Raw genomic sequence first — 12,416 nt, 5'->3', positions numbered from 1 at the left:
TTTTTATCCCTAAAATCTTATCAATGGGTACAATTATACACACTCTGCTATGTAATGTTAACCATAAATTTTCATTTTTTTAAATTCAGATAGCATTTAATTTATACTTTCTTTTATTTTTTTAAATTCTCTTTTGAACGATTTATCCATTTCTGATATATCTTTTCCCTCTTTTGGCAATCGATCAACATCAATTTGAGCTAATTTTTCGCTAGTTTTAATCGTATCTACTCTCGTATCATAATAATTTTGCAAACTATAATACATCTCAATTGCATTTTTTCTAGCATTATCAACATGATTATCAGAAATATTTGTTTTATTAATATCCGTAATTTGTTTGTCAATAAGTGGTGAAATATGATCTTTGATTGCTTCTTTCGCTGAGTCAGAGTCATTATTTGAAGAATTTAAATATTTTTTAGCAGTATCTTTTAATTGTTGATTATTTTCTTCTAATTTTGATTTAAGTTGACTTGCATCTTCTTTATTTTGTGCTTTATTAATGTCAGACTCCACTTCAGTTCTATTTTTCTCGAATAATTTAGTATAATCCAAAATATCTTCATTATCTTTAATTGAGCGATTACATAAATCTACAAATTCTTTTAAATCATATATAGATTTCTCTTTATTTTCAACAGTTTTTAGATAATCCTCTTTCAAGTGCTTAACTTCATTAGTATCTGCTGTTAAATGTTGAGTGGAATTTTTATATTTTTTAAACTCAGGTATCAAATAGTTATTAATATCCTGCTGAAGTGCACGAAATTCTTTTTTATTTTTATCAGTGGTATCAGTTTTACTTAAATTATCTAACTCTTTTAATGGTATTTTATCCATAACTTTTTCTACACTGTGTTGTTTTTGATGAATTTCTTTATATTGACTTTCAAATTGTTTAATATCTCTTTTTGATTCATTTCCACAAGCAGATACAACTATGGTTAAAATGATAACTGTTATGATAAATAGTAGTTTTTTCATATTTGCACTCCTTATCACTAAACATTATACATAAACGTATTTATTATGAAAATGAATTGTGTTATAGTATGTCAGACTTTATTGTATATATTATTTTTATAAATGAGGAGTATTTCATGTACGCTAATGTTCAACCTTTTATTAAAAAAGAATCTATGAAACAATTTACATATGAATATAACAAAGTGAAAGACGTATTGTTTACAATTTTAGATTCTCCTATTAAATACACTCAGCATATCGGTGGTACCTGTCATTTTAATTATCAAACTGAACCCATTTTAGATATACTTGTTGGTGTAAATAACTTGCACGATATTACTTCACTAGATGAAAAGCGCTTAAATTATGCTGGATTTTATCGTTTGCACCATTCTTACAAGAAGAAAGTTGTCATGGCACGTTTTAATAATTTAAGTGAATTAAAACAAGAAGTAAGATTACATATTATTCAAATGAAAACTCCTCTTTTTAAACAATATCAAACAGTCAATCATTTATTACATAACGATAAAGCAATAGCAGAATGGTTTGCAAGTAAGAAAAATGAAATTGTGCAACATGCTAAAAAGATACGTGAATATGAGTCTCAAAAACAAAATTTGTTTGAGAAATTGTATAAGGAATCTAATTTGTTATTGTAAATACTCATAAAGTACGACATAACCATTTTATATTTATAATCAATTCATATATCCAAATTTCGCAAATAACTTTTATAATTGATATAATAATGTTGATATTAAGAAGATGAGAAAGGATGTTCAAAACATTGAATAAAAATGACATCTTACGCGGACTAGAGTCAATTCTTCCTAAAGATATTATTAAAGTGGATGAACCTCTCAAGCGTTATACATATACAGAAACAGGAGGAAAGGCAGATTTTTATTTATCCCCTACCAAAAATGAAGAAGTCCAAGCCATCGTAAAGTTTGCCCATGAGAACAGTATACCGGTAACTTATCTAGGAAATGGGTCGAACATCATCATTCGAGAAGGTGGAATTCGAGGAATCGTACTCAGCTTACTATCTCTCAATCATATTGAAACCTCTGATGATGCAATTATAGCAGGTAGTGGCGCAGCAATTATTGACGTTTCAAATGTTGCACGTGACCATGTATTAACCGGTTTAGAATTTGCATGCGGTATCCCTGGGTCAATTGGTGGCGCTGTATTCATGAATGCTGGTGCTTATGGTGGAGAAGTTAAAGACTGTATTGACTATGCATTATGTGTCAATGAAAAAGGTGATTTATTAAAGCTCACTACAGCTGAACTGGAATTAGACTATAGAAATAGTGTGGTACAACAAAAACATTTAGTTGTATTAGAGGCTGCTTTCACCTTAGAACCAGGTAAATTAGATGAAATTCAGGCTAAAATGGATGATCTTACTGAAAGACGTGAATCTAAACAACCACTTGAATTCCCTTCTTGCGGAAGTGTCTTCCAAAGACCACCGGGTCATTTTGCAGGTAAACTCATTCAAGATTCAAATTTACAGGGCTATCGAATTGGTGGCGTTGAAGTTTCAACTAAGCATGCTGGATTTATGGTTAATGTAGACAACGGAACAGCAACTGATTATGAAGCACTTATACATCACGTACAAAAAACAGTTAAAGAAAAATTTGATGTTGAATTGAATACTGAGGTACGTATTATAGGTGAACATCCTACAGATTAATTCTTTAAGGAGGGCACATCATTGGCAAAGGTTTATGGATCACTCATAGATAATGAAACACGATGTACACATTATTACTCATCTTTAGATGTTATTGCCATTAAATTTAAATGTTGCAACAAATATTATCCGTGTTATAAATGTCATAATGAACACGTATCTCATACAATTGAAAGATGGGCTGAAAATGAGTTTGATGAAAAAGCTATTATGTGTGGTGTTTGTAAACATGAGATGCGTATCCGTGACTATATGATGGTAGAAATGTGTCCTCGTTGTAAAGCGCATTTTAACAGTCGTTGTAAATTTCATTATCATTTATATTTTGAAGTATAAATAACTTGTTACAAAGTTTTTGAAATATTTGAGCTCCTAAAGTGAATTTTATTTAAAAATTCGTTTTAGGAGCTCTTCTTATATCAACATTCTATTCATGTATTTAAAGTTTTCTTCTTATACCTTGGTTGGTTTTTCTCTTATTATAAGATTATTTTTCAACTTTCTCTACTACTTCATTTAATTCATCAATTTGTTTGATAGTTGTCGTTGAAGATCCTGAAGAGAAATACCATAGTTTTGGATCTAATTCGTAAATATGATTACTTTTTACTGCTTTTACATTTTTTATAACTTTGTTTTTTAAAACTTGATTTGTTGTTGCTTTACCACCTACAACTGAACCACGATCCATAGCTAAAATAACATCTGGATTCTGTTTGTTAATATATTCATTATTTATATTTTGACCATGTGGGCTTTTGCTAACCTTTTTGTCTGCAGGTTTAAATCCTAATGTATCAAACACTAAACCACCAAATCTTCCTCCTGGTCCAAACGTTGATAGTTCACCTTCGTTAACCAATAAATACACTACTTTCTTATTAAAGTCTTTAGTTTTATCTTTCATATCAGATATTTTTCTATCTAAATCTTTATTAATTTTTTTAGCTTTATCTTCTTTATCGTAGATTTTCCCTAAATTTTCTGTATTTCTTTTCATATCTTTAATTAAGTTGTCATCACTTGTACCTACATATACGACTTTAGCTTTTGGTGCAGCTTTTTTAAATTCATCTAAATTTTTCTGATTAGCTGTTCTTCCTGAAATAAAAATCACATCTGGTTTAGCTGATGCAACTTTATCAAAATTCACTTCTTTTAAATTTCCAGTATTAATATACTTATCATCTTTAAATGCATCTAAAAATTTAGGTAAAGATTGGTTATTTTCACCTTTAGGTAAGCCTTTTACTTTATCAGCCACACCTAATTCTTTCAATACATCAAGTGCCCCATAATCTAATACAACGGCATTTTTAGGATTCTTTGGTACCTTGACAGTATTAGAGATTTTTTTCTTATCACTGCCATTATTTTCTTTACCACTTGTTTCAAAACTATTCTTGATTGTTACAGTTTCTTTAGAATCACTATTATTTTTTTTCGAAGTTGAATTATTATTCGAACTATTATTACAAGCCGTTAAAACTAAAACTAGAGACAATAATAAAAATAAGACTGTTTTTTTCATATGTGCAACTCCCTAATCAAATTTATAATTTCTTTTTCGTATGGTTAACCTCTTTTACTATGAGTATCAATTTTAATCATTAAACTGAGTCAAAAGTAGTTTCATCATAATATAGACAAATACGTTGTCCCCTTATCTCTTCTATACGTACTTCCATCTCATATAAACTTTTTAAAATGTCAGGCTGAATAACATTATCTTTATCATCAGCTTTAACTAGTTCACCTTGTTTAAGTGCAATGATGTCGTCTGAATAACAAGAAGCAAAGTTGATATCATGTAATACGATAACGATTGTTTTATTTAACTGACGACATAAATCTCGCAACGTTTGCATAATCTGTACTGAATGTTTCATATCTAAATTATTTAAAGGCTCGTCTAATAATATATAATCAGTATCTTGTGCTATAGTCATAGCAATATATGCACGTTGTCGCTGACCTCCAGATAGTGTTTTAATATTACGATGCTTAATTTCATTAAGCTGTAATAAGTCAAGAGCATATTCCACTTTGTCATAGTCTTCTTGCTTCATTCGACCTTTTGAATATGGAAAACGACCAAATTTAACTAGTTGCTCGATAGTTATGTTCATATCAGTGTGATTAGATTGTTTTAAAATACTTAATTTTTTAGCTAAATCGTCAGTTTTATATTCTGAAATTTCTTTGTCTTCAATCAAAATTGACCCTTTCTCATAACTAAATAAGCGACTGATAGCAGATAATAATGTACTCTTACCTGCACCGTTAGGACCTATGAGTGAAGTCAATTTTCCCTTTTTAATATCTACGCTAATATCTTTTAAAATAGGTTTATTGTCTATCGTTTTATCTAAATTTCGAATTTGAATCAATTTGCATTTCTCCTTTTAACAAGCAAATATATGAAGTAACTTCCACCAACTAAATCTACTATCAAACTGAATTCAGTTGTTGCTTCGAATAGATTTTCAACTACCCATTGCGCTATAAATAAACTAATCCAGCTGAATAATATTGTTGCCGGTAAAATAAATTTGTGTTCATAGGTCTTCATAAATTCGTGTGCTAAGTTGACAGTTAATAAGCCAAGAAATGTTACAGGACCTATTAATGCAGTAGATATAGAGACGAGTAAAGCAACCAAAATAAGAAACATACGCGTCATATTCTCATAAGAAACACCTAGATTAATTGCTTGTGCTCTACCTAACAAAAGAACATCTAAATATGGTCGAAGTATTATTGTAACAATTATTAAGATAACTAATAATATGCCTGAAACAGTTACTAATTTAGAATTTGATGCTTCAAAGCTAGCAAACATAACATTTTGAACTGCTAAAAAAGATTCAGGATTCATTATAAGTTGGAGAAAACTTGTAATACTACGGAAGAAAGTTCCTAATATTACACCAACTAGTAATATGAAGTAGACTGAAAAGTGACCTAGTTTAAATATAACTTGAAATAGCAGCAATGAAAAAAGCACCATTGCAATCAAAGTAATTAAAAAATTAAGATAGATATTTGTAACCACGGTTGCTTGTTCACCTAAAATAAAAATAGGTAAGACTTTGACAAATAAATACACAGAATCAAGTCCCATAATAGAAGGAGTTAACAATCTATTCGTAGTAATAGATTGGAAAATAACTACGGACGTTCCTATCGCTGCTCCTACTAATAATATAAGAATAAATTTTTTGAAACGGCTTTGGAATTGATATTCAAATATATCAAAATCTAAACCTACCAATAAATAAAAAATTGACATACAAATTGCCATAACGACCAGTATACTTATTTTTTTACTAGTGCTCATTTGCATAATTTTTCCTACCTTTCATCAGCAAGATTAGGAAAATAATTGTGCCAAATACACCTATCGTCAATCCAATATTAATTTCGTAAGGGTAAACAATTATTCTACCAATAATATCAGCAATTAAAACAAAAATTGCACCGAGCATAAGTGTATGTGGTAATGCATTTTTCAAATGATCGCCTCTATAGATAGATATGATATTCGGTACGATTAAACCTAAAAATGGTAATGTTCCAACAGTAACAACAACTAATGCTGTTAGCGTTGCTGTTATGAATAATGCTATTTTAATGATTTTTTCATAACTTACACCTAAATTATGACTAAAGTCTTTTCCCATACCTGCAATAGTAAAATGATTTGCAAATACAAATGCCAAAATAAGTAATGGTATTGTAAGATACAACACCTCAAAACGACCACTCGTTATAACTGCAAAGTTACCAGTTAACCAGTTCCCAATACTTTGTAAAGCGTTGGTTCTCAACGCTACAAATGTAGTAAAACTGGATAAAATGCCACCAATCATAATGCCTAAAAGTGGAACAAAGATTACATCTTTCGCACGGATAAGATTAATTAATTGGACAAATAGAAACGTTCCAACAATACTTAGGACAACAGCAAATAATAATTTGATTAAAATGTGACCATTAGGAAAGAACAACAATGACAATAAAATACCTAATTTTGCCCACTCCATAGTGCCAGCAGTCGTTGGGCTTACAAATTTATTTTGCATCATCTGTTGCATAATTAATCCTGATAAAGCTAGTGAACTACCTGAAAGTAGAATACTAACTGTTCTGGGAATTCGACTCGAAAACAAAATGTTCATTTGTTCATCACTTAAATGGAAAATATCTATTAGAGAGAGTTGACTCACCCCTATAAATAAAGAGACAATAGTTAAAATCACTAATAAAATAAATAAGGTATAACCTTTAAAAATAAATTTCACTAGTTATTCTCCTTGCTAAATATTAAAGATGTATAAGGTCAATATACGAAAGTAATGATAATGATTATCATTAACATCAATATTATAGACTCTATTTTCTTTTTTCAATAGTTTTTCATATTTTTTAGAAATTTTATAAATGTTTTATCCAGCAGTAATAATTCATCAGAATATTTTATAATACCAACTTTCATAAAAAAAGAGATTCCTACTAATTTTAATAGGAATCTCTTTAAAAGTACTATACTAATTATCAAAAACAAAGTCTTCATCACGAAGAGGCTCAACATTTAAAGCCAATGTATAGCCATCACCTTTAACAGAGAAGAAATCGTGGTTCTTTGTAGATGTATCTAGGGCATTTTCAATAATAGGATTAAACTCTCTTTCTTCGAAATATGGTTCAAAACCTAAATTCGATAATGCTTTATTTCCATTATATCGTACATAATTTAATACATCTTCAGCAAGGCCAATATCATCATATAATAAATGTGTATATGAAACTTCATTATCATAAAGTTCATTTAATAATTTATACATTTCTTGATCAGCTTTTTGTTTCTCACTTTCAGATAACTCATTACGCAGACTTTGTGCATCTAAACCTGTGAACACGCCATGTATAGATTCATCTAAAAGTATCTTACGTATAATTTCACCTGACGTAGTCATTTTTCCTTGTCCTGCGAGATATAATGGATAATAGAAGCCAGAATAGAATAGAAATGTTTCTAAGAACACACTAGAAACACGAGCAATATATTGATCATAAATCGATGCTTCTTTACCCCAAAGTTTGTGGTAATTTTCTACAATTTTATCTGATTTATATTTTAAATGTGGCTCCTCAATAACCCAAGTATCCAATAAATAATTGGTTTCGCTAGATGGTAATAATGTAGTGAAGATATGAGAATAACTTTTCGCATGGATTTGTTCCATCATAGCCATAAATGAATAAACAGCTTTCTTTCTTAAATCAGTAGTATGAAGCATGATTAATGGCATACCATCATCAGCTTGATGTGTATCTAAACCTGTTAAACCTGCAAGCGCTTTTTTAAAAGTATTTTTCTCTGAATCTGTTAATGTTTTCCAACTTGCTATATCTTTTGATACTTTAAATTCTGTTTCCACCCACATTTGTGAGATATTTTGCCGCCAGAACATATTAGTCATATCTTCTTGGGTGTTCCAATTTACCGCCTTCATTAAAATCCTCCTGTCATATTTATGTATAAAATAAAGAGTTTTGAACCAATGTAAATCTATAATTTAAAGAAATACATCGATTCATCACTCTACCCTAAAATATTTACAACTTAATTAATTAAATTGCACAACTTGTACATTCTTCCACACTTAATAATTTATTACGTGTATAGTATAAAGATTTAAGCCCTTTATGGTGTGCATAGACATATAATCTTGAAAGCTCACGTGTTGAAATTTCTGAATTAACGTAAAGTATCGTTGAAATACCTTGGTCGACGTGAGTTTGAATTGTAGCTACTAGATCAATAAGTTTCATTTGATCAGTATTAAATGCTGATTTGTAATACCACATTGTTTCTGGTGATAAAAATGGCATTGGATAAAATGTTTCCGCATTTCCATACGTACGACGTTCAATTTGGTCAACAATAGGCATAACAGAACTTGTCGCATTTTGAACATAAGAAATACTTTGAGTCGGAGCAATAGCTAATCTATAAGCGTGATAAAGTCCATATTGTTCTACTTTATTTTGCAGTTCTTTCCAATCATTTGAAGTAGGTATATCGATACCATCAAAAAGTTGACGAACCTTTTCAAATTTCGGTTCAAATTCTTGAGATGTATAGAATTCAAAATATTTACCATTTGCATAGTCTGATTGCTCAAAGTCTTGATACTTTTCTCCACGCTCTTTCGCAATTTCCATTGAACGTTCGATGGAATAATAGTTCATAATCATAAAGAATATATTAGCAAAGTCTTTCGCTTCTTCAGATTCATAGCCAATTTTATTTTTAGCTAGATATCCATGTAAGTTCATTACTCCTAGTCCAACAGAATGTAGTTCACTATTCGCTTTTTTTACGCCTGGTGCATTTTGAATATTTGCTTCATCACTTACAACTGTAAGAGCATCCATACCTGTGAACACAGAATCTCTGAATTTACCTGATTCCATAACATTCACGATATTCAACGAACCTAAGTTACATGAAATATCTCTTTTAATTTCATCTTCAGTTCCATAGTCGTTGATTACTGATGTCTCTTGTAATTGGAAAATTTCAGTACATAAATTACTCATTTTAATTTGCCCAATATTTGAATTTGCATGTACTTTGTTTGCATTATCTTTAAACATAAGATATGGATAACCAGATTGTAATTGTGTTTGAGCAATCATATTTAACATTTCACGCGCGTCTTTTTTCTTTTTCTCGATATTAGGGTTTGCAACCATATCATCGTAATATTTTTCTAAATCAATATCATCTAAAGTCACACCGTATTCTTGTTTAACTGTATGAGGTGCAAACATATAGAAATCTTTACCCTCTTTTGCCAAATCAAAGAATTTAGAAGGCACAATAAGACCAGTCGAAATAGTAGATAAACGTAAATCTTCATCAGCATTCACTTTCTTAGTATCTAAAAACTCTTCAACATCGTAATGGAAAATATTTAAGTACACTGCCCCAGCGCCAGGACGTTGTCCTAATTGATCTGCATAACTAAATCCACCTTCAAGTGCCTTAGCAACAGGTAAAACACCTTTAGCTACACCTTTAATTCCTTTAATTGCTTCTCCACGTGCACGAAGTTTAGATAAATTAATGGCCACACCACCACCAATTTTACTAAGTTGTTTTGCAGTTGAATCAATGAAATTAATAGAATTTAAGCTATCGTCTACTTCTAATAAGAAACATGAAACAAGTTCTCCACGTCTTGCTCTACCTGCATTCAAGAATGTTGGTGTCGCCGGTTGATAGCGTTGTTCCACCATTGCAGAAATAAATTGTTTAGCTTGTTTAACATTACCGTTCGCTAAATAAAGTGCAACGATTGCGACGTGCTGATTATAATCCTCAAGAAACTTAGTTTTATCATTCGTTTTTAAAGCATAATCTTTATAAAACTTACTTGCCGACATATAACTAGCAAATTGGAAGTGAATTGATTTTGCGTATTCAGTAATTTCACTTAATTCTGCTTCACTATATTTTTCGAAAACATTAAAATAAAAATTATTGTCAACAAGATAATGAAGTCTTTCGATTTCATCATCAAAGGAAATCATTTTATCATGGATTTCTTCAAGATACACCTTCAATGCTTCTTGATCTTTCTCTAAATTAAAGAAACCATTGTCTTTTCTCTTGGTCACTTCATTATTTAATTCAATATGATTGTATTTCTTTTCTTCCATGGTTTTCATTGAAATTGCCCACCTTATCCTTAAATTCAATAATGTCTTTATTTGTCCCTTGTACTTCAAACTTCATCATTAATGGAACTTTATATTCCTCAGAAATTGTATGGCCGGCTTTAGCGAAATTTTGTCCCCAATTTCGATTTCCACTCGCAGCAACAGCTTGTAACTGAGTATGATTTACATTTAAAAAAGATTGAACCGGCTGCGGCACCTCTCCAAATCCAATAGTGCCAGTAACTAAAATGTAGGGTTCATTAACTGATTCGTTACAATTATCTTGAGTAATTTCAAATGTATCTTTAATACCAGCACGACTAATAAATCGTCTAACATTACCAGAAAATGAATAATATACTACTTTCATTGGATCACCTTCTTTCGTCAACCATTGATTCTGCTAAAAGTAGATTAGAAATGATTAAATATCTTTAATATAATTTAAATCATCTACTTATAAAAACAGTTGAAAATAGTTACTTTTACGTAAAATTTTTTCAATCTGTAAATAACCTTTAAAATATATAAATAACCACAATATATAGTGGTTAAAACTTAAATTTGCACTACATGATAAATTATCTTTTTAGTAGGATTTTACTATAATTGCAATATTCCCGAGATAAAAGTAGTGTCAAATTGCATTAAAATGATTAAATGCTACAACGTTAGATTTTCAGTCAAACACTATATATAGTGTTTGTGCTTCTGATTTAATACTATATTCTGTGTTTCATTATACATAACTCATATCACTAATGAAAGTTAAAAATTAGTGGCAGTAACAACCTATCATTTGGAAAGTGCATCACTACGAGTTTAGTGTCATTATTTTAAAATAAAAAAATTTTTTTGAGTGTCTTTACTTGCTTTTCTATTGAAATTAGACATATAGAGTTAAATGAATAGTTACGTAAATTTCTACAATAACAGATATAAATTACATTTTTTAAAACATGATTCTAGCTTTTTATTAAATTGCACAACAGTAATAACAACTTCGAACACGAACGTTTGTTCGATTTTTATTATAGCTCGTTTCCATTGAATTTTCAAGAACTTATGCATAATTAAAGTTTATATGCTAATATAATGTCGTTAATCATATAATATTGAGGCGATGATATTGAATCCGAAAGTTAAAGGTATTATTGCTATATTGATTTCAGCTGTGGGTTTTAGTTTTATGTCAGTCTTTTTTAGATTGGCCGGTGATTTACCAGTCTTTCAAAAATCTTTAGCTAGAAATTTTGTAGCCATGTTTATACCATTATTTTTTATTTATAAATATAGACAACCTATGTTTGGGAAATTAAGCAGTCAACCTCTACTCATCTCACGTTCAACACTTGGGTTAATCGGTGTCTTACTTAATATCTACGCAATTGATCACATGGTATTAAGTGATGCTGATACATTAATGAAATTAAATCCTTTTTGGACAATTGTTCTTAGTTTAATTTTTTTACATGAAAAGGTACGAAAATATCAAATTACGGCGATGATTATTGCTATATTAGGGATGCTTTTAATTGTTAAACCAGAATTTTCATCATCAGTTATTCCTTCAATAGCAGGATTACTATCAGGTATTTTTGCAGCATCTGCCTACACATGTGTTAGAGCACTCAGCACTCGTGAAAAACCTTATACGATAGTGTTTTATTTTTCATTATTCTCAGTTGTAGTGCTTATACCTTTTTCAATATTTACTTATACACCTATGACAACAATTCAAATTCTTTTCTTACTCGGCGCTGGATTATCAGCAGCTGTAGGACAAATTGGTATAACATTAGCTTATAGTTTTGCTCCAGCAAAAGATATCTCCATCTTCACATATGCGTCTATAATATTTACTGCATTATTTGGATTTATTCTGTTTGGAGAATCACCTGATATGCTTGCAACAGTAGGATATATTGTCATTATCGGAGCAAGTTACTATATGTTTGATAAAGCAAGACGTGAAACAACTCTAAATCAAAATAATTAAAGG

General features: G+C 30.0%; 12 protein-coding genes and 1 pseudogene. 4 read left to right on the top strand and 9 right to left on the bottom strand.

All coding sequences use genetic code 11. The features are described from left to right. Window positions 1-96 precede the first annotated feature (96 nt). The gene (locus ACVBFA_RS04235; RefSeq protein WP_002491236.1) at window positions 97-987 is read right to left on the bottom strand and encodes an EMYY motif lipoprotein; all 891 of its coding nucleotides are present in this window, start codon (window positions 985-987) and stop codon (window positions 97-99) included. Window positions 988-1,103: 116 nt separating this feature from the next. Here ACVBFA_RS04235 and ACVBFA_RS04230 point away from each other — a divergent pair, with 116 nt between their 5' ends. From ACVBFA_RS04230 to ACVBFA_RS04220, 3 genes are all read left to right on the top strand, one after another. Next, the gene (locus tag ACVBFA_RS04230; RefSeq protein ID WP_046044484.1) at window positions 1,104-1,631 is read left to right on the top strand and encodes a GrpB family protein; all 528 of its coding nucleotides are present in this window, start codon (window positions 1,104-1,106) and stop codon (window positions 1,629-1,631) included. A gap of 116 nt (window positions 1,632-1,747) precedes the next feature. Next, complete coding sequence (murB, locus tag ACVBFA_RS04225; protein ID WP_002445929.1) at window positions 1,748-2,680, top strand: UDP-N-acetylmuramate dehydrogenase; 933 nt, start codon at window positions 1,748-1,750, stop codon at window positions 2,678-2,680. Window positions 2,681-2,701: 21 nt separating this feature from the next. Further along, on the top strand, window positions 2,702-3,016 hold the full coding sequence (locus ACVBFA_RS04220; protein WP_001829567.1) for a CHY zinc finger protein: 315 nt from the start codon (window positions 2,702-2,704) through the stop codon (window positions 3,014-3,016). Between the two features lie 151 nt (window positions 3,017-3,167). Here ACVBFA_RS04220 and ACVBFA_RS04215 read toward each other — a convergent pair whose 3' ends face one another. The 8 genes and pseudogenes from ACVBFA_RS04215 to nrdI all read right to left on the bottom strand — a co-directional run bounded on the left by ACVBFA_RS04215 (window position 3,168) and on the right by nrdI (window position 10,784). After that, entirely contained in the window at window positions 3,168-4,211 is a 1,044-nt protein-coding gene (locus ACVBFA_RS04215) for a ferrated catecholamine ABC transporter substrate-binding lipoprotein SstD (protein WP_447158785.1), read from the bottom strand. 79 nt (window positions 4,212-4,290) lie between these two features. Then, window positions 4,291-5,070 carry an iron ABC transporter ATP-binding protein gene (locus ACVBFA_RS04210; RefSeq protein ID WP_002505671.1) on the bottom strand — a complete coding sequence of 260 codons (780 nt, stop codon included), beginning with the start codon at window positions 5,068-5,070 and terminating at the stop codon, window positions 4,291-4,293. Then, the gene (locus ACVBFA_RS04205; protein WP_046044482.1) at window positions 5,067-6,026 is read right to left on the bottom strand and encodes an iron chelate uptake ABC transporter family permease subunit; all 960 of its coding nucleotides are present in this window, start codon (window positions 6,024-6,026) and stop codon (window positions 5,067-5,069) included. Before ACVBFA_RS04205 ends, ACVBFA_RS04210 begins: the two co-directional genes overlap by 4 nt. Next, window positions 6,010-6,984 (bottom strand): ABC transporter permease, encoded by a 975-nt coding sequence (locus ACVBFA_RS04200; protein ID WP_002491228.1) that lies wholly within the window; start codon window positions 6,982-6,984, stop codon window positions 6,010-6,012. Before ACVBFA_RS04200 ends, ACVBFA_RS04205 begins: the two co-directional genes overlap by 17 nt. Before the next feature lie 15 nt (window positions 6,985-6,999). Beyond that, a pseudogene (locus tag ACVBFA_RS04195) lies at window positions 7,000-7,256 on the bottom strand (hypothetical protein). Further along, window positions 7,231-8,199: a class 1b ribonucleoside-diphosphate reductase subunit beta gene (gene nrdF, locus ACVBFA_RS04190; RefSeq protein WP_001829597.1), complete on the bottom strand. Its 969-nt coding sequence runs from the start codon at window positions 8,197-8,199 to the stop codon at window positions 7,231-7,233. Before nrdF ends, ACVBFA_RS04195 begins: the two are co-directional and overlap by 26 nt. A 118-nt stretch (window positions 8,200-8,317) precedes the next feature. Beyond that, a complete protein-coding gene (gene nrdE / locus ACVBFA_RS04185; RefSeq protein WP_002457603.1) occupies window positions 8,318-10,423 on the bottom strand; it encodes a class 1b ribonucleoside-diphosphate reductase subunit alpha in 2,106 nt (701 codons plus the stop codon). Beyond that, window positions 10,386-10,784 carry a class Ib ribonucleoside-diphosphate reductase assembly flavoprotein NrdI gene (gene nrdI, locus ACVBFA_RS04180; protein WP_001829589.1) on the bottom strand — a complete coding sequence of 133 codons (399 nt, stop codon included), beginning with the start codon at window positions 10,782-10,784 and terminating at the stop codon, window positions 10,386-10,388. Before nrdI ends, nrdE begins: the two co-directional genes overlap by 38 nt. Before the next feature lie 753 nt (window positions 10,785-11,537). Here nrdI and ACVBFA_RS04175 point away from each other — a divergent pair. Continuing rightward, entirely contained in the window at window positions 11,538-12,413 is an 876-nt protein-coding gene (locus ACVBFA_RS04175; protein WP_002445920.1) for a DMT family transporter, read from the top strand. Window positions 12,414-12,416: the final 3 nt, after the last annotated feature.

This window comes from Staphylococcus sp. MSU001 (assembly GCF_052976705.1).
This window is presented reverse-complemented; position numbering and strand designations above follow the sequence as displayed.

Excerpts from the sequence above, each read along its gene's own strand:
- nrdI (WP_001829589.1), bottom strand. The coding sequence starts at position 10,784 with ATGAAAGTAGTATATTATTCATTTTCTGGTAATGTTAGACGATTTATT.
- ACVBFA_RS04230 (WP_046044484.1), top strand. The coding sequence starts at position 1,104 with ATGTACGCTAATGTTCAACCTTTTATTAAAAAAGAATCTATGAAACAA.
- ACVBFA_RS04205 (WP_046044482.1), bottom strand. The coding sequence starts at position 6,026 with ATGCAAATGAGCACTAGTAAAAAAATAAGTATACTGGTCGTTATGGCA.
- ACVBFA_RS04235 (WP_002491236.1), bottom strand. The coding sequence starts at position 987 with ATGAAAAAACTACTATTTATCATAACAGTTATCATTTTAACCATAGTT.
- ACVBFA_RS04175 (WP_002445920.1), top strand. The coding sequence starts at position 11,538 with ATGATATTGAATCCGAAAGTTAAAGGTATTATTGCTATATTGATTTCA.
- nrdF (WP_001829597.1), bottom strand. The coding sequence starts at position 8,199 with ATGAAGGCGGTAAATTGGAACACCCAAGAAGATATGACTAATATGTTC.
- ACVBFA_RS04215 (WP_447158785.1), bottom strand. The coding sequence starts at position 4,211 with ATGAAAAAAACAGTCTTATTTTTATTATTGTCTCTAGTTTTAGTTTTA.
- nrdE (WP_002457603.1), bottom strand. The coding sequence starts at position 10,423 with ATGAAAACCATGGAAGAAAAGAAATACAATCATATTGAATTAAATAAT.
- murB (WP_002445929.1), top strand. The coding sequence starts at position 1,748 with ATGTTCAAAACATTGAATAAAAATGACATCTTACGCGGACTAGAGTCA.